Source organism: Marinobacterium sediminicola (assembly GCF_022343685.1).
Classification (GTDB): domain Bacteria; phylum Pseudomonadota; class Gammaproteobacteria; order Pseudomonadales; family Balneatricaceae; genus Marinobacterium; species Marinobacterium sediminicola.
On record NZ_CP092123.1, the window covers coordinates 2,383,737 to 2,399,924 of the forward strand.

The window sequence follows — 16,188 nt, forward strand, 5'->3', positions numbered from 1 at the left end:
GGGGAGGATTACCCATCTTGGAGAAAGAAATTATCGGCCGAGGTACGGCCGCTCACATCAAACTTAATATACCCTTCACGATAGTCATTACCGCCAGAAAAGGTGATACCAGAGTCGATCACTATTGGCTGACCATTTTCAACATAGGTCACCTCTGAAACGGATGCGTTCACCGTTATTGCCAACACCCCTTCAAAACTAACCGCCGCCAGCTCATCGGTCTCAATCAAGCCACTTTCGGCCTCCAGCTCCCAGTCACCGCCCAGACCCGCCGAACCGGTGAGGTCTTCCGAAGCCGCCACATCGGCCTGGGTCAGTTCAGCCACAGAGTCGATAAAACTCTGGCCTTCACTGTCTGCCCCCACGTAGCAGCCGTAGAGCATCAGGTCGCCGTCTTCCGTCAGGGATTCACCCAGCGCGGACAAAAGTTGAGCATTGGCATCCAGGTTTTGACCATTCAGCGTCAGGCTACCCAGCTTCAACTCACCCACATCCCCATGCGAAAACAGGTGGATCGCATCAATGCCGGTCTGCCCCTGCAAGGCTGCGACGATCTGCTCCAGACCGTTTTCGCTGCCATCAATCAGGATGACTTCGACGTTGTCACCCAGCCCATCGATCAGGCTCTGATAGTCGTCAACCGAGGTATCGACAAAGGCAACCTCGCGGCGGTTGCCGGGTTCGTTTCCGGTCGGCGCAGGCGCGGCAAAGTGAACGCTCTGATCCGCGGACTCGGTATGCACCGCTTCATCCTGATAGGCCACATCGGTGGTCATCTCAGCGGTGGTGGCAACAGCGGCACCATCCAGCAGGATACGGGGTTCCAACGCCGTAATCAGCGGCTTGCGACGAAAACGAATCGGGGAGGTGGGGGTCGGTTTTTTCATCATTTTTATCCCTTTAAGACACCGGGGGCCTGAGCCCTGAACAAGGTGCAGGTTTACTGAGCATTGGGCGCGTTAAAAACCGCTGTTGCGCTCATGCCGGGTATCAGTTGTGTATCCTGAGACAAACTTGCCCGCAGCAGGACGGTCTGGCTGACAGCGTCGATTGCCGGAATAATGGCACTAACCTGAGCGACAGCTGCCTCATCGTGCCCATCCACTTGCAGTTGCAACGACTGACCAGTTTCAAGCCAGCTCAACCAGCCGGCAGGCACCACAATTTCAGCTTCAAGCTGGCGGTCGCCGACAATCTCGATCAGCTCCTGTTGCTGACGGATATTTTCATGCGCATTGACTCTGACGCCGACTACGCGGCCATCCCAGGGCGCCTTGATCGTGCAACGCTGTGTGTTGAGTCTGGCAATATTCAATTCTGCCAGGGACTGGGCATATTCCGACTGGGCCAGCGCCACATCAACCTCACCGATGGAGTTGAAGGAGCGAAGCTCTCGTGCGTTGTCCCGCTTGATTTTGGCGGCACGAACTTCGGCTGATACCTTCTCGGCCTGAGCCTTGTAGAGCGCACAATCAAGCTCGACCAGTGGGTCCCCCTTGGCAAAGGCCTCACCGGCACGAACCGGCAGACGTTCAACCCTGGCAGCCAACTCACCGGACAGGACGGCCCGGTCCAACGCCTTGATGACGGCTCTGGCTTCATACTCAGCCAGAGCCGTTGCCGGCAGCAGCAACGCCACTGCCAGCGAACTCAGGAGCCGACGGGACATCAGCTGACCTCACCTTCGGCGTCAGCTTCGACAGCGCCTTCAACCTCGGCTTCGGCTGCAACTTCAGCTTCGGCGGCTGCCTGTTCGGTTTCCAGCTCTTCCTGCTGCTGAGTCACCTGTTCCATCTGGCCGCTCTGCCACTGAGCAAAGCGCTCACCAATGCGTTCACTCAACTCTTGCAGAGAGACCTGGTTGTAGTCTTCAGGCAGCAGATCCATGCCCATGGTCACGTAAATGCGGCCATAGCTGTTCTGCAAATCTGCATAGGCCACATCGCGGCGCAGCTCGGCCAGCACGGTGTTGAGTGACTCGCGGATCAAGTCCAGCTTGGAAGTCCGCTTGAGACGGGCACTGTTGCGCGTCTGTTCGCTGATACGCTCGGCCACACTCAGGTATTCCCCGGCCAGATCAAAGCTTTTACGGGCCTGTTCGTAGCGGATGCGGGACAGGTGCACCTGCGTCAGCACTGCCATGGAGGCTGCCAGACGCTGTTCATTGGCCAGCACCTCACGGGTTTTCGCCATGCGACGCTCGGCACCGATTTTAAATACATCGAACAGGTTCCAGCTGATCTGGGCTCCCATGCTGGTCCAGTCCTGATTCAGCAGGTACTCATTGCTGTCTTCGTATGCGCCCGCCGTCAGGTTGATGCCCGGCAGCAGTCCGAGCATTGCGGCTTTGGTTTCGGCTGCAGAGATACGCTTCTGGTAATGGGTTTCAACCAGTTCCGGGCGCTGCTGCAGCGCCAGCTCTTCCATCTGTTCCAGCTCAACGGAGAGTTCCGGCACGGTGAAGGCAGGGCTATCGACATCGGCCAGGGCAAATACCGTACCCGGCTTAAGCCCCATCAGCGCCGCCAGCTCGGTCTTGGCACCCATCAGATCCTGACGCAGTGATTGCAAGGCACGCAGAATATCCAGCAACTCACGCTGATAGTACAGAGCCTCCAGTGGTGACTGCAGACGCTTGGTTTCAACCTGACGCGAGTCTTTCAGCGCATCACTCGCCTGGTCGATCAGCGGATTGATTTTGGTCAGCAAACGCTCGGCCGACACGGCACGCCAGTAGGCCGCGCGCACATCCTGAGTGATGTTGTGCACCACCTTGCGCTCACGTTCCTTGGTGATCAGGTAGCGGTCGGCATGCTGTTTGGCACGCACGTATGAGAGGCCAAAGTCGAGGATATTCCAGGTAAACGCGATATCCTGGGTATCACGTTCCTTGTCCTGAGACACCGAGTAAGAGGGATTCAGCGGTAGAGCATCCGGCTCGCCATCGGTAAAGCTTACACTGGCAGAAGCCGCATACTCACTACGCTTGGAATACCCGGCTGAAGCGGTCAGATTGGGCAGCATCTCATGCTGAGCCAGCTCAACCTGTCCCTGCGCCAACGCAGCTTCCAGCGCTTTGAGCTTCTTGTCGCGGTTGTTCAGCACAGCACGTGCAATGGCCTCGTCCAGCGAAACGGCAGACTCAAGAGCCTGCTCCTGAGCCAACAGCTGGATATCGGCCTGGGCGGCGGCACTGATGTACTGTTGTGTAATGGTCTGAGGAGTAACGGAACAGCCACTGATGATGGCAGCGATAGCTGTTGCAAGTAGGGGCTTCTTGTACATGAGACAACTCTCTGACGGGGAACGGTTATAAACACAAACGGGTATTAATGGATTCCCTTATATCAAACAGCTGTTCCTGAAAGCTGACATTTGCTGATATCTCAGGTGATGAACAAAAAACACCTGTTTCAGATCAATTTTTATGTCGCAACCTCAATACATCTCAATTCCACGCTATCGGGTGTAAACTGAACATGCTATTCCAACCGACACAAACCAAGGCCCCCCGAGACCGATGAGCGAAGAGATCAGCCAGCATATCGACCAGATGATCCGCCATGACGAGGACGAGTCACCCGACTCCCTGCCTGACAGCTTTGACGAGCTGGAACCTGAGCAGATCGCCCTGCTGCTTGAATCGTTACCGCTCGATGCGCGTCGTCATGCCTGGAGCCGGGTACCGGCGGAACTCTACGCCGACGTTTTGGTGGCGATGCGCACCGAGGCACGAGAGAGCCTGCTGCGTCAGTTCGACAGCCAAACCCTGGACCAGCTGACCTCTGACCTTGATGCCGAAACCCTGATCGAGCTGGCCGACTCCCTGCCGGATGAGGTGGTGGATATTGCGCTTGCGCGCATGGATGATCGCCAGCGCACCCACTACGAGCAAAGCGCCAGTTACGCCGAGGACCTGCTCGGCCGCTACGTTGACCACGAACTGCTGGTACTGCCGCATAACAGTCGCGTCCGTGATGCCGAACGTCTGATGCGTCGCAAGGTGCCCGAATACAGCGAGCACCTCTGGCTGGTGGATCGCACCGGACGGTACACCGGCGCCGTGGCGATCAACCGCCTGTTCGGCGCAGCATCGCACCAGCCACTGGCTGAACTCTATGACGAAGAGCTGGAGGCACTCAGTGCCGAGCTGACGTTGAAGGACGCCTGTGAACAATTCGAGATGGCAGAAGTGGCCGCTCTGCCGGTGATCACATCGGAGGGACGCCTGCTGGGCCGCATGAGCCAGCGCCTGGCCTTCGAGCTGGTGCACGAACAGTACGAATCCCAACTGATGGCCAGCGCCGGCCTTGACGAGGACGAAGACCTCTTTGCCCCGGTGATGCGCAGCTCTCAGCGCCGCGCCACCTGGCTGGGAATCAACCTGTTGACCGCTTTTCTCGCATCCTGGGCCATAGGGCTGTTTGAAGCCACGCTGCAACAGGTCGTGGCACTGGCCGTGTTGATGCCGGTCGTGGCGTCCATGGGAGGCATTGCCGGCAGCCAGACGCTGACCTTGATCATCCGCGGGTTGGCACTGGGCCAGATCACGACGGCCAACATCATGCCACTGCTGAAAAAGGAACTCAGCGTGGGCGGGCTTAATGGCGTGCTCTGGGCGCTGGTGATCGGGGTTGTCGCATCACTGTGGTTCGACAGCGTCGCCATCGGTCTGGTGATTGGCATGGCGATTGTGATCAACATTGCCGCTGCCGCCCTGTCCGGCGTACTGATACCCGTGCTGCTGGAGCGGCTGAAGATTGACCCGGCACTGTCTGGGTCGGTGATTCTGACCACTGTCACCGACGTGGTCGGCTTCGTCGCCTTTTTGGGACTGGGGACGCTGCTGCTGGTTTAGTCAGAGTTCGCCCAGACTGAATGTTTCCCCTGCGCTATCAACCACCAGCTCGGTACCATGCTTGTGCTTGACCATCCGCGCCAGCTCCACCAGCTGATAGAACAGGTTGCGGCCAATCAGCCCTTCCATACCAAAGCGAATCATCAGGTAGGGTGAGGGCTCTTTGGTTTCAGGGTCTATTTCAACTCTGATCGGATGCTCCGCGTCAGCACGGACCCGATCACCGGTTGAGGTGGTAAATATCAGCTCTACCCCCTGCTCTCCCTTTGCATGCTCGACATCGACCACCTGAAAGGGCACATCATCCACCTGAATACCCACTTTCTCCACGGGCGTTTTCAGAAAGTATTGGTCGCCCTCCTTCCACAGCACCCGGGAAAACATTTTGACCATCGCCTCGCGGCCAATCGGAGACCCCTGGTAGTACCAGCGCCCGTCGCGTGCAATCCGCATGTCGATGTCGCCACAGAACTCAGGGTTCCATTTTTCCAGCGGTGGAATGCCTTCCTGTCCCTTTAACTGCTGCCCCAGTGCTGCCGGGTCGAAACTACCGCTCATGTCTGGCTCCTTGAATCCTTTTGAACAACCATGAGTAGCCCTCACAATGGCTACAGAAGATTTCATCATGCTGCTTCGATAAATGAATATAATTCACTCATAACAAAACACCAATGAAAGAAGATGGATATCATCATGAGTGAATCTCTGCAGCAAAAATTTGCCGATCCTCACCGCAGCGTCTGCTTTGTCGGGACTACTCCGCCCAAGGCCAGCACCGAGGATATGCAGATGCAAGAGATTGCCGACCGTCTTCTGGCGCGCCTGGAAACACTGGAGTACGACGGCCTGATCGTCTATGACATTCAGGACGAAAGCAGCCGTATCGACGCGCCTCGCCCCTTCCCTTACATGGAAACCCGTGACCCGCGCGAGTACTCCAAGCTGCTCAGCGAACGCAGCCAGCGCCCGATCATCACTTACAAGAGTGTAGCCCAGCGTGATCGTGCCGACTTTGAGCATTGGCTGGATGAGGCCTGGAACGACTATGGCGTACGTAATCTGGTGCTGGTGGGCAACCCATCGTCCGAGGGCGAGATCAAGCTGTCTCTGAATGAGGCCTACAACGCGCTGAAAGAGCACCATCAACCCTTCCACCTCGGCGGCGTCACCATCGCCGAGCGTCATGCGGTAAAGGGCAATGAGCACCAGCGCCTGATCAGCAAAGTCGAAAACGGCTGTGAGTTTTTTGTGTCTCAGGCGGTGTATAACGCACAGGCCACCATCGACCTGCTGACGTCCTATGCCCGCAGCTGCCGCGAGATGGGCGTCACGCCCAAGCGGGTCATTCTGACGTTTACCCCTTGCGGCAGCGCCAAAACACTGGAGTTCATGCAGTGGCTGGGCATCTCCGTTCCGGAAGGCACCCGCTACCGCATTCTGGATGCGGAAAAGCCGCTGGCCGAGTCAATCCGTATCTGCCAGAGCAATCTGGAGCAGATTCTGGATGCCTGCCTGCCGCTGGGCCTGCCGATCGGTCTTAATATCGAAAGCCTGACCAACCGCAAGGCCGAGATTGATGCCTCCATCCAGCTGTATCAGCTGCTGAAGGCCACCCTCGACCTGCGCCTGGCAGAGCGACACCTGAATCAGGGCTGAGCCTGATTACCGTCGGCACGGGCCAGCAGTTCCTGCCTGGTTCGTGCCAGCTCCCGGTAACGATCCGCATGCCAGATGACAACCTGGCGGTCCATGTCGATTTCGTATTTCAGCTTGCCCAGAATATCCATTCCCAGCAGACCGTCAAAACCGGGGTTCTGGCTCGGTTCAATGACCAGCACCTCCGATTTCCCCTGATCCACGGGACCAAAGGAAATACCGTCCACCGGCATCAGATTGGTCGGAATCCGCGCACCACCGACGACCTGGGCGAACCCTGCCGGTCGCAGCATCGCGCCAAGACTGGTCACCGTTGACTTGTGCAGCAGCGTTCGTGTAGCGCCCGTATCCACGATCAGGTTGACCGTCTTGCGTTTGCCGATATAGCGCAACTCCACCGGAATCTGCACGCTGTTCCCCTGAACCTTGGCGCGCTGCTCCAGGCTTGCCATTTCGGCCTCAATCGCGGCGATCTCGCCCTGTACGCCCTTTTCGGCTTCCAGGCGCTGCAGAATCTGCGCGCGACGGGCGCGTTCTGTCTGACTCAGCGTTTCAGACTCTTCCTTAAGTCGCTTTGTCTGACCGCGAAACTCAGGCGGAATCTGACTTTGACGGTCCACATAGATCTTGCGGCCCTTATGATCGATATAGTGGTACACCTCTGCCGAGGCAGGCATCACCCCTGCCAACGACACCACTAACGACAAACCCGCCACCAGAGTATTCCTGCTCATCCCTGTCTCCTTATGATGCTTAGCCGCCGGCCAGCTTGACTTTGTAGCCTTCCGCTTCCAACGCTGTTTTCAACGTGTCACGATGATCGCCCTGAATCTCGATCACCCCCTCCTTGACTGCCCCACCGGTTCCGCAACGCTGTTTAAGCTTTTTGGCAAGCTGCTTCAGCTCTTTTTCCATCAGCGGTACGCCCGTGATAGTGGTCACTCCCTTACCCTTGCGACCGCTGGTCTCACGGCGGATTCGCACTACGCCATCCAGCGCCGCCACGCGGGCAGCCTCGGCCTGCTCCTCACAACGGCAGGCATCCAGCGCCTGGCCACAGTCCGGACAATGCCGCCCGGATTCAGTCGAATATACCAGCCCACTGAGCTGGTCACGTAAACTTGCCATACTGCTAACACTCTTTATCGGGCGTCAATCACTGCTCAAGACACCGCATGCGTTAAAAGGAGCTTCATCGCAGAAGCTAAAGCCCCACACCACCAATTTGCCGCGCCAGGTAGGACGCATAGTTATCGGTCATGCCTGAGATGAAGTCCAGCATACGGCGATAGCCATTATACAGAGGCTCTTCAGCCACCGGGGCATGAATCCCCATCAAACGCAGAATCTTTTCCGAACGGTAGCCGACACCTTCTGCACCTTTGCAGTGCTGTTCATGAACGGCGTAACAAAAGGCCTCCATCAGTACCCCGATGGTGGTGTAAGCACCGACTTCCAGCTCGGCCTTGCGGGTATTGGGAAACACCCGCTCTCTGGCGACCCGCTTGGCGGTCAGTATGCCCTCTCGCACCATCTGATCGCCATCCAGCAGCAACTCGCCGCTGTAGGCACCCGACATGATCTCGCGGTAGTGCTTCATGAAGACGCCCACGGCAGAGTCAACCATGTTCTCCATCGCCTTGCCTCTGAGGGCCGATATCTTGCGCCGGGCCGAAGCCTGAGTCGCAAAGATGGCATCATCAAATGCAAGGTCACCACAGAGTTGCAACAGAATCACCTTGACGTCATCAAAACTCAGGATCTGCAGCTCGATGGCATCCTCAAGGTCGAGAATGGCGTAGCAGATGTCGTCTGCCGCCTCCAGCAGGAAGGCCAACGGGTGCCGACACCAGTGGTCCTGCCCCTGAGCCACCAGGCCCAGATCACGCCCCAGTGCATTGAGAATCCCCAGTTCGGACTGAAAAGCGCTGAACTTGCCTTTCACCCCCGCCTGCTTCACTCCCCAGGGATATTTCAATAAGGTGCCCAGTGTCGGGTAAGTCAGGCGCAAGCCACCATCGAACAGGTGATTCTCGATCCGGGTCACGACACGAAACCCCTGCGCATTCCCTTCAAAGGTCTGCAGATCCAGTCGCTCAAGCTCCGACAGGGATGCCAGGCGGACGTCATCGGCATGACAGGCAAACCAGTCACGTACGGCGTACTCACCGGCATGACCGAAAGGCGGGTTACCGATATCATGCGCCAGACAGGCCGACTGCACGATCGTCCCCAGATCATGGGGTGTTACCCAGGCAGGCAACTCGTCGGCGATCAACTCGCCAACCCGGATACCCAGGCTGCGACCGACGCTGCCAACCTCCATGGAGTGCGTCAGACGCGTATGGATATGATCATTGAGCGCAAAAGGATGCACCTGAGTCTTGCGCCCAAGGCGACGAAAAGCGCTGGAGAAGACGATACGATCGTGATCCTTGTGAAAGTGACTGCGTCCCACTTCATCAGGGGTCAGTGACTCATGTCCGTAGCGGTGAGTGGTGAGCAGTTGGGGCCAGTGCATCTGAACATCTACCTGCGTTGAAGCTGACATCTCCCGACTATAACAGGGCGACGCAGCCAAGGCCCAGCCCACCGGCCAGTACAGGGCTTGCCCCGAATCCAGATTCAGCCCGGAAGTGCGAGTCGATGCTTTTTGAGTGTATTACGCACAGACGTAAACATTAAGAACAGATCGGCGATCAACAAATCACGCAGCGATTGACACAAGACAAAGAGTCGGCTTCTAGTTTAAATGCGCACTAATGCTTAACTTCGAGACACCGACTAGAGTAAATTAGAATGCATATCCGAGAGAGGTGAAGATTTTCTCACGGAAATAATAGCGTCTCGAAAAAGCAACATCAACCAACAGCATTGCCTATTTTCGGTCAGCGCCTCATCATGGATGGCAGGGCTTACCGTGATGATCCTCGGATCATCCAACACACTATGGCAGATAAAAGGAAAGTAACCGATGGAGACAAAAACCAAGCTCATCAGCGGACAAAAAGGCTTTACGATCATTGAGATTTTGATTGTTGTCGCCATTTTGGGGATTCTGGCATCTATCGCTTACCCTTCCTACCTTGACTACGTCAGAGAAAGCCGACGTCTCGACGCGACCAATGCGCTCCTGAATGCGCAAGCCGCACAAGAAAAGCACCGAATGACGAATGCAACCTATGCGAGTACGGCTTCGGCCATGGGAGTCGGCAGCAGCTCCTCAGAAGGTCATTACACCCTGTCAGTCTCAGGTGCAACGAGTACCGGCTACACGCTAACGGCGACCGCAACAGGCACTCAGGCATCGGACACTGCCTGCACGAATATCACCTTAAAGGTTGATAAAGGCGACGTGACCAAGTCACCCTCGACATGCTGGAAAAAATAGTTATGGAACAGACTTTGTCTCAACAGCAGGAAGCGGGCAAGTGTATTCAGTCGGGCTTTACACTTGTCGAAGTTCTGGTCGTGATTGCGATCATCGGCATTCTGGCGATGATCGCAATCCCTTCGTACTCTGACAGTATTGACCGTCAGCGCATCAAGTCTGCCGCTGAAACCCTGGCGGCAGACTTGCGCTGGGCAAAAGCCGAATCCTCCAGACGCAACACCAATATCACTGTCACCTTTACCACCGGTGCTTCCTGGTCTTACACCATCCAGGCGAACAAAGCGGATGGTACTAAAGAGACACTCCGCACAGTGAATAACGTCGATTTTGTTAACGTCTCGGTCAATCAAACCACCTTTGGTTCAAACGACTTTGAAATTGACTACATCCGAGGAACCGTGGGCGATAACGGCAGCGTAGTTTTTAAAACCAGCCGCGGAAACACCGCCACGGTCACCGTAAGCGCTTTGGGCAGAGTCCGAATTTGTGGATTTGGAGGGTATCCGGCATGCAGCTAACCCATACATGGAAGTCCCAGCAAGGCCTGACGCTGGTAGAGGTAATGGTGGCGATGGCGATTGGCATCTTCCTGCTCGGCGCAGGAGGGGCCGCCTTCATCAGCGCGATGAACACCCAGACCGAAAACCTCCAGCTCACCCGGCTCAACCAGGATATGCGGACCCTGCTGGACATCATGAGCAAGGACATACGCCGCAGTGGTTTTTTGACCTCCAAGCCCCATCTCAGCAGCAACTCGACACACCTGAAGCAAAACCCTTTCTTCAGTACGGATAATGACATCAAAGCAATCGACAATACGTGCTTTTTGTACGCCTATAACCGCCATGATACTGATCCCGTTTCCGTTTCAACCTCGGACCGTTTTGGATTCAAGCTCGTTACTGCCGATGGAGAATCAGGCAAAATCATGATGCGCAAGTCGGCTGACAACAACAGCAATTGCACAGACGGCAGCTGGGAAACCATCACCGAACCTGAAGTCGACATCACCGAACTGAAATTCAGTATCAGCACATCCGGGGTCAACCCCACCTCCTTACTGGACAGCGAAGGCGTGCTGACCGGGGAAAACAGCTGCACCGCCGGCAGCGCCTGCGCCAGCTGCACCTCAGGAGAGCCCTGCATTCAGATCAGGAGTGTCGACATTACCCTGACTGCTCGACTGGCAGCCGATCACACGGTGACCCAATCCATGAAGCGCACGGTACGCATACGTAACGACAAATACATCGATGCATTTTAAGCAAGGCACGGAGCACAAGATGTTCAGAGACGATAAGCACTCGGTGACACACAAACAAAGAGGGGTCGCCACCCTCGTTGTGGTGATTTCGCTGATCATCATCATGGCAGTGATGGCCTTGACCGTTGCCAACAGCGGCATCATGGATCAGCGCACGACCGGCAGTGACATACGCGCACGAGAGGCCCATGAAGCTGCCGAAGCGGGGCTGGAGTATGCCGTAGCCTGGGCCAACAGCATCCGCATTCCGGACGTTCCGGTACTGCCTGGCGTCCCTGGCAGCACTCAGCTGACATGCGATGGCGGTACCGATGACCCCTATGGCTGTCCTCCCAGCCTGACCACCATTACAGGCTCAACAACCAATGAGACTTACCAGTACACCCTGACCTACACCGTCACCACTGGAGCCGGCACCAAGCTGGTCAGGATCGAATCAGATGCCTACAGCACCGCTGACGCAAGTACGGTGGCACACGCTGAGGTTTATTTGCAGCAAGTCCCCCTGGGCCAGGGCTCACCTGAAACGACTCCGGTCGTAGTCGATGGAGCCTTCGGCGATGAGATCGTGGGTGGCGGTGACATACTCACTATCACCTCCACCAGCACCGCGATTGCCAGCAGCGCAGGTGCGGACGAGATTAACGAAGGCCACCTGGAACAGCGCATTTGGACCGACCTTGACGGTGATGGCGAAGTCGACAACATGGAAATAAAAGTCAAAGTCGAACCTTTCAAAAAGGGAGATTTTGACTGCAGCAGCTATTCCTCTCACTGCGCCTGGAACCACACCTTCCAGGGCGAACTGCCTTTTGAGGATGCTGTTGAATATGCAACAGCCGCCGGCAATGTATTCACCAATGATATGCCCTGTGGCCCACCCGACCCCTCAAAGCCCGCGATTTATATTCTTAAGAACACTGGACCCATTGGTTCGGCTGACCTCAGCAACCCGGGGTGCAAGGATTCTAAGATCATTGGCTCCTTGACTGCACCGGTTGCCATCATCGTTCCCGAGAGCTATGGCTGCCCCCCCTTTTCAGGCGGTCTGAGTATATACGGTTACTTCTACATCGAGAATGAAACGGCATGCGACGCTTCCGGCTGGGGTGGCGCCAAGGTCTACGGCTCGGCGATTTTTGAAGGCCCAGTCACCAAGCTGACATCCGGTACAGAGTTCATCGAGATGGACTGGGGAGACTCTGTCGGCAATACGCTGAACCTGCCCGTTGATTACGCCAATGCAATTCCTGGCACCTGGAGGGACTATGAATAAATATTCCAGCCTGAAAAGACAGGATGGCGTATTCTTGATTGAAGTGATTATCTCGGCGCTGATTCTTGCCGTGGCAATCTCTGCCATCATGCAAGTACTCACCGGCGTATTGAAAGAAAGCGCTGAAAGCAGAATCTTCACTCACGCGTCAAATTATGCCAACGACAAAATAGACGAACTTCGCACCTACAGCACACAGGATGCGTTCAGTAACTTCAGCAATGGCACCGATACGACAGCCTCGACCAATACCACCTTAACGCGCAAGTGGGAGGTCAGCGAGCCTGCCGCCTGCCCCGATATCAATAATCCACCCACGGGCGCTACACCCATACCCAAAATGTGCAAACAGGTTCAGGTTACCGTGACCTGGAGTGATACCAACGGTGATACGCAAACAGTACAGCTGACCAGTTATATCGCGCAGCAAGATGCCGTCAGGGCGGCTTATTTGTTGTCATTATATTAAGCGCCACACCCCGCCTGACAAACCCGATACCCAAACCACCGTTTCCTTAAAGTGTATTAAACAACACAACAGGATAGCGGTGGTATAACACCTGCTTTTCCCATCACACTTCGATTAATCCACATCAAAAATGTAAAAATATTTACCTCGCCTGATCAAGGCCAAAAGATCCAGGCAAAGATCGAACGGAGTAAAAGGAATATTCCACATACCCGCAAAAAGCATTAAGAATAAGAAGAGATAAAAAGACTTTCAGGTAATCTTTGGAAGGGTGCTTGAATTAAAACCGTTAGACCAAACCGGCTTTTCACACATCCCTAAAAGAGGAAGTATTCATACATGGCAAGCCATAATATTTTAACCCAAGAAAAATCATATACGTTTTATATTGACCACCCTAAGGCGTTGCGCCGATCTGACCAGTAGTATCAAGCCGACAGGCCATGTCTGCATTCAAATTACACCGAATTCCGGTATTACCCGGACTTTGCGGATACGCGAGTATTTGGGTATTAAAAGATGGATTGGGATCAGCCGTCAGATCGGTTATCCATAAACAGGCAGAAGCCACCGGAGCAGGCATTGATCCATTGCGATCAGACATGACAGCCAGTGCCGCCATAACATAGCCCCTGACTTCGCCCATACATGCATTATTCGCGGCTCTGCGAGTGTAATCCAAGTAAGCTGGCAGCGCGATTGAAGACACTATGCCAATGATCGCAACCACGATCATCATCTCGATCAATGTAAATCCTTTTGCCCTGTTCATAGCCACCCCCGGCTTTTGCGGACATTTGCGCAAATAAAAAGGGAGAGCCAAAAAGCTCTCCCCTTCTACGAAAAATCAGACTGTTACCACTCTGATCATCAATTGGCTATTAACCACCACCAGCACCAGCAGCAACCAATGCGCAGCTACCAGTGTTTGCGTTACAGGTAGTGTTCTGCAGTATTGCAGCATTACCACGTGCAGCGGCATTGAATGTCAGCTGTGCACCGGTGTTGTAGTTGTCAATTGACATATCTACCGCAGTAGCAGCATCACAAGCAGATGGAGCAAATGCAATCGGATCAATGTTGTTCGCCGCATCAGCTACAGCCGTGCTCATGTAGGCTTTAGCTTCAGCCAGGCAAGCACTGTTGGCAGAACGCTGCGTGTAGTCATTGTATGCAGGCAGCGCAATAGCGGCCAGAATACCGATAATCGCCACAACGATCATCAATTCGATCAGGGTGAAACCCTGCTGGTTATGCTTCATCATTTCGCTTTTCATGGGTTATCTCTCCAGCGAGTTAACTTTCCTAGTAAATAGCCAGCAGACCGACGTCCTGTGGCTACCAGCTGCCTCACATAGTAGACAGCGAACCTCCCTGCTGTCTAGCCTGAACCGAAACTGAACGTAAAATTCAGTTGAGCCTGATCAACAAAGCGGTGTTTTGCCAGTCACCGTTTACACTTTGGCTGCGCCTGTGCTTTGATTGCAGTACCATAAATCAGATTTAGATCCACTCTGTAATCTGTATAGATACGGCGACAGGAGCTCCGGTGTCTCAAGGAATGCAACCCCTTACAGGTCTGGCCAAACGGCTGGTCAACGATGGTGTGTTTTCAGCCGAGGTCGCGCAGGATGCTGTGACCCAGGCCCGCGAAGCCAACCAGCCCTTTATTCATTACATCATCAGTCATCGGTTGGTTAGCGCCCACCGGGCGGCTACGGCAGCTTCTGAAGAGTTTGGCTTGCCATTGTTCGATCTGGACGCCATCAACGATGACGCCCTGCCCAGGGACGTCATTTCGGAAGCGCTGATTACCAAGCACCAGACCCTGCCGTTGATGCTGCGGGAAAATCGTCTCTATGTCGCACTGGCAGACCCCACCAATATACAGGCTCTGGATGAAATCAAGTTCAGCACCGGCAAAACCACCGAAGCGGTCATCGTTGAAGAGGATAAGCTTGCTCGAAAGCTTGAGCATTTTCTCGACAATGCCAATGATGCCATGGAGGAGCTGGAAGATACTGACCTGGATAATATCGAACTCGGTGAAGACAAGCCGGTCGATGAAAAAGATGACGCTGAAGATGCAGCCAACGAGACACCCATCGTTCGTTTTATCAACAAGGTGCTGCTGGATGCGATCAAGAAAGGGGCCTCGGATATCCACTTTGAGCCCTACGAAAAAAGTTATCGCGTGCGCTGCCGTATCGACGGCATGCTGCAGGAATTCCACAAGCCGCCCTTGAATCTCGCCAGCCGCCTGACCGCACGTTTGAAGGTGATGTCGCGCATGGATATTTCCGAGCGGCGCGTACCCCAGGATGGCCGTATCAAGCTGAAAGTCTCGGCCAAGCGTGCCATCGATTTCCGCGTCAATACCCTGCCGACTCTTTGGGGCGAGAAGATCGTGTTACGTATCCTTGATCCCAGTAGTGCCAAGATGGGAGTTGAAGCACTCGGCTTTGAACCGGATCAGAAGGAAGCCTACCTCACTACACTACAGCAACCACAGGGAATGATTCTGGTGACCGGCCCCACCGGCTCCGGTAAGACAGTCTCGCTTTATACCGGTCTTAATATTCTCAATACCGAAGAGCGTAATATCTCGACGGCTGAGGACCCGGTAGAAATCAACCTTGAAGGGATCAACCAGGTCCATGTGAACCCCAAGGTGGGTTTGACCTTTGCAGAAGCACTACGTGCGTTCCTGCGTCAGGACCCCGACGTGGTGATGGTGGGTGAGATTCGAGACCTGGAGACGGCGGAGATTGCAATCAAGGCAGCACAAACAGGTCACATGGTGCTCTCCACCCTGCATACCAACAGTGCCCCCGAGACCCTGACCCGTTTACGCAACATGGGGGTCCCGGCTTTCAATATCGCAACCTCGGTCAGCTTGATCATTGCACAACGTTTGGGACGAAGACTTTGCGAGAATTGCAAACAACCGGCCGACCTGCCGGAAGCCACTTTGCTGGAAGAAGGCTTTACCCCGGAGCAGATACCTGGCCTGCAGCTGTATGAAGCCAACCATGAAGGCTGCGGCCACTGCAACCGAGGCTACAAGGGACGGGTCGGTATTTATGAAATGTTGAAGATGTCAGGTGAAATCGCACAGTGCATCATGGAGAACGGTAACTCCATTGATATCCTGCGTGAAGCACAGCAGCAAGGGTTCAGGACTCTGCGCCAATCAGGGCTGCTTAAAGTGGCGGCGGGCGTGACCAGTCTTGAAGAATTGAACCGGGTTATTAAAACCTGACAGGGATAG

The 16,188-nt window shown here is 55.0% G+C and carries 17 protein-coding genes; 8 read left to right on the forward strand and 9 right to left on the reverse strand.

Annotated features, from left to right (window positions below):
* Positions 1–8 precede the first annotated feature (8 nt).
* Genes LN244_RS10960 through LN244_RS10970 form a run of 3 tightly spaced genes read right to left on the reverse strand, consistent with a single transcriptional unit; the run spans position 9 to position 3,285 of the window.
* Positions 9–887, reverse strand: a complete 879-nt coding sequence (locus tag LN244_RS10960) for a DUF4347 domain-containing protein (RefSeq protein ID WP_239039827.1) — start codon at positions 885–887, stop codon at positions 9–11.
* Between the two features lie 53 nt (positions 888–940).
* On the reverse strand, positions 941–1,669 hold the full coding sequence (locus tag LN244_RS10965) for an efflux RND transporter periplasmic adaptor subunit (protein WP_239039828.1): 729 nt from the start codon (positions 1,667–1,669) through the stop codon (positions 941–943).
* The gene (locus LN244_RS10970) at positions 1,669–3,285 is read right to left on the reverse strand and encodes a TolC family protein (RefSeq protein WP_239039829.1); all 1,617 of its coding nucleotides are present in this window, start codon (positions 3,283–3,285) and stop codon (positions 1,669–1,671) included. Before LN244_RS10970 ends, LN244_RS10965 begins: the two co-directional genes overlap by 1 nt.
* Before the next feature lie 235 nt (positions 3,286–3,520).
* Between LN244_RS10970 and LN244_RS10975 the strand changes: the two genes are divergently transcribed.
* Positions 3,521–4,858, forward strand: coding sequence for a magnesium transporter (locus LN244_RS10975; protein WP_239039830.1), 1,338 nt, complete (start codon positions 3,521–3,523; stop codon positions 4,856–4,858).
* Here the strand turns inward: LN244_RS10975 and LN244_RS10980 are convergent, their stop codons facing one another.
* Positions 4,859–5,416, reverse strand: a complete 558-nt coding sequence (locus LN244_RS10980; protein ID WP_239039831.1) for a DUF1285 domain-containing protein — start codon at positions 5,414–5,416, stop codon at positions 4,859–4,861.
* Between the two features lie 135 nt (positions 5,417–5,551).
* On the opposite strand from LN244_RS10980, the gene LN244_RS10985 reads away from it, so the two are divergent.
* Positions 5,552–6,514 (forward strand): methylenetetrahydrofolate reductase, encoded by a 963-nt coding sequence (locus LN244_RS10985; RefSeq protein ID WP_239039832.1) that lies wholly within the window; start codon positions 5,552–5,554, stop codon positions 6,512–6,514.
* Here the strand turns inward: LN244_RS10985 and LN244_RS10990 are convergent.
* From LN244_RS10990 to LN244_RS11000, 3 genes are all read right to left on the reverse strand, one after another.
* Complete coding sequence (locus LN244_RS10990) at positions 6,505–7,248, reverse strand: retropepsin-like aspartic protease (RefSeq protein ID WP_239039833.1); 744 nt, start codon at positions 7,246–7,248, stop codon at positions 6,505–6,507. The genes LN244_RS10985 and LN244_RS10990 overlap by 10 nt on opposite strands.
* A gap of 19 nt (positions 7,249–7,267) precedes the next feature.
* Entirely contained in the window at positions 7,268–7,642 is a 375-nt protein-coding gene (locus LN244_RS10995; protein ID WP_239039834.1) for a translation initiation factor Sui1, read from the reverse strand.
* Positions 7,643–7,718: 76 nt separating this feature from the next.
* Positions 7,719–9,065, reverse strand: coding sequence for a deoxyguanosinetriphosphate triphosphohydrolase (locus LN244_RS11000; RefSeq protein WP_239039835.1), 1,347 nt, complete (start codon positions 9,063–9,065; stop codon positions 7,719–7,721).
* A 423-nt stretch (positions 9,066–9,488) separates the two neighbouring features.
* Between LN244_RS11000 and LN244_RS11005 the strand changes: the two genes are divergently transcribed.
* The 5 genes from LN244_RS11005 to LN244_RS11030 are packed head-to-tail and all read left to right on the forward strand — an operon-like array spanning position 9,489 to position 12,917.
* Positions 9,489–9,905 carry a type IV pilin protein gene (locus LN244_RS11005; protein WP_239039836.1) on the forward strand — a complete coding sequence of 139 codons (417 nt, stop codon included), beginning with the start codon at positions 9,489–9,491 and terminating at the stop codon, positions 9,903–9,905.
* A gap of 2 nt (positions 9,906–9,907) precedes the next feature.
* A complete protein-coding gene (locus tag LN244_RS16435; protein WP_275424679.1) occupies positions 9,908–10,426 on the forward strand; it encodes a GspH/FimT family pseudopilin in 519 nt (172 codons plus the stop codon).
* Positions 10,417–11,172, forward strand: coding sequence for a PilW family protein (locus LN244_RS11020; RefSeq protein WP_239039837.1), 756 nt, complete (start codon positions 10,417–10,419; stop codon positions 11,170–11,172). Before LN244_RS16435 ends, LN244_RS11020 begins: the two co-directional genes overlap by 10 nt.
* A 19-nt stretch (positions 11,173–11,191) precedes the next feature.
* The gene (locus LN244_RS11025; RefSeq protein ID WP_239039838.1) at positions 11,192–12,448 is read left to right on the forward strand and encodes a pilus assembly PilX family protein; all 1,257 of its coding nucleotides are present in this window, start codon (positions 11,192–11,194) and stop codon (positions 12,446–12,448) included.
* A complete protein-coding gene (locus LN244_RS11030; RefSeq protein WP_239039839.1) occupies positions 12,441–12,917 on the forward strand; it encodes a type IV pilus modification PilV family protein in 477 nt (158 codons plus the stop codon). The genes LN244_RS11025 and LN244_RS11030 overlap by 8 nt, the downstream gene beginning before the upstream one ends.
* A 397-nt stretch (positions 12,918–13,314) precedes the next feature.
* On the opposite strand, the gene LN244_RS16440 is transcribed toward LN244_RS11030, so the two are convergent.
* Together LN244_RS16440 and LN244_RS16510 are read right to left on the reverse strand one after the other, a co-directional pair.
* Positions 13,315–13,689, reverse strand: coding sequence for a type IV pilin protein (locus tag LN244_RS16440; RefSeq protein ID WP_275424680.1), 375 nt, complete (start codon positions 13,687–13,689; stop codon positions 13,315–13,317).
* Between the two features lie 109 nt (positions 13,690–13,798).
* Positions 13,799–14,179 (reverse strand): pilin, encoded by a 381-nt coding sequence (locus LN244_RS16510; protein ID WP_275424723.1) that lies wholly within the window; start codon positions 14,177–14,179, stop codon positions 13,799–13,801.
* 299 nt (positions 14,180–14,478) lie between these two features.
* On the opposite strand from LN244_RS16510, the gene pilB reads away from it, so the two are divergent.
* Entirely contained in the window at positions 14,479–16,179 is a 1,701-nt protein-coding gene (pilB, locus tag LN244_RS11045; protein ID WP_239039840.1) for a type IV-A pilus assembly ATPase PilB, read from the forward strand.
* Positions 16,180–16,188: the final 9 nt, after the last annotated feature.

What these genes read in the sequence shown, in the direction of transcription:
- LN244_RS10990 (WP_239039833.1), bottom strand. Translation starts at nt 7,248, where the DNA reads ATGAGCAGGAATACTCTGGTGGCGGGTTTGTCGTTAGTGGTGTCGTTG.
- LN244_RS11000 (WP_239039835.1), bottom strand. Translation starts at nt 9,065, where the DNA reads ATGTCAGCTTCAACGCAGGTAGATGTTCAGATGCACTGGCCCCAACTG.
- LN244_RS10980 (WP_239039831.1), bottom strand. Translation starts at nt 5,416, where the DNA reads ATGAGCGGTAGTTTCGACCCGGCAGCACTGGGGCAGCAGTTAAAGGGA.
- LN244_RS16510 (WP_275424723.1), bottom strand. Translation starts at nt 14,179, where the DNA reads ATGAAGCATAACCAGCAGGGTTTCACCCTGATCGAATTGATGATCGTT.
- LN244_RS10970 (WP_239039829.1), bottom strand. Translation starts at nt 3,285, where the DNA reads ATGTACAAGAAGCCCCTACTTGCAACAGCTATCGCTGCCATCATCAGT.
- LN244_RS10975 (WP_239039830.1), top strand. Translation starts at nt 3,521, where the DNA reads ATGAGCGAAGAGATCAGCCAGCATATCGACCAGATGATCCGCCATGAC.
- pilB (WP_239039840.1), top strand. Translation starts at nt 14,479, where the DNA reads ATGCAACCCCTTACAGGTCTGGCCAAACGGCTGGTCAACGATGGTGTG.
- LN244_RS10960 (WP_239039827.1), bottom strand. Translation starts at nt 887, where the DNA reads ATGAAAAAACCGACCCCCACCTCCCCGATTCGTTTTCGTCGCAAGCCG.
- LN244_RS11025 (WP_239039838.1), top strand. Translation starts at nt 11,192, where the DNA reads ATGTTCAGAGACGATAAGCACTCGGTGACACACAAACAAAGAGGGGTC.
- LN244_RS11030 (WP_239039839.1), top strand. Translation starts at nt 12,441, where the DNA reads ATGAATAAATATTCCAGCCTGAAAAGACAGGATGGCGTATTCTTGATT.
- LN244_RS10985 (WP_239039832.1), top strand. Translation starts at nt 5,552, where the DNA reads ATGAGTGAATCTCTGCAGCAAAAATTTGCCGATCCTCACCGCAGCGTC.
- LN244_RS16435 (WP_275424679.1), top strand. Translation starts at nt 9,908, where the DNA reads ATGGAACAGACTTTGTCTCAACAGCAGGAAGCGGGCAAGTGTATTCAG.
- LN244_RS11005 (WP_239039836.1), top strand. Translation starts at nt 9,489, where the DNA reads ATGGAGACAAAAACCAAGCTCATCAGCGGACAAAAAGGCTTTACGATC.
- LN244_RS10995 (WP_239039834.1), bottom strand. Translation starts at nt 7,642, where the DNA reads ATGGCAAGTTTACGTGACCAGCTCAGTGGGCTGGTATATTCGACTGAA.
- LN244_RS11020 (WP_239039837.1), top strand. Translation starts at nt 10,417, where the DNA reads ATGCAGCTAACCCATACATGGAAGTCCCAGCAAGGCCTGACGCTGGTA.
- LN244_RS10965 (WP_239039828.1), bottom strand. Translation starts at nt 1,669, where the DNA reads ATGTCCCGTCGGCTCCTGAGTTCGCTGGCAGTGGCGTTGCTGCTGCCG.
- LN244_RS16440 (WP_275424680.1), bottom strand. Translation starts at nt 13,689, where the DNA reads ATGAACAGGGCAAAAGGATTTACATTGATCGAGATGATGATCGTGGTT.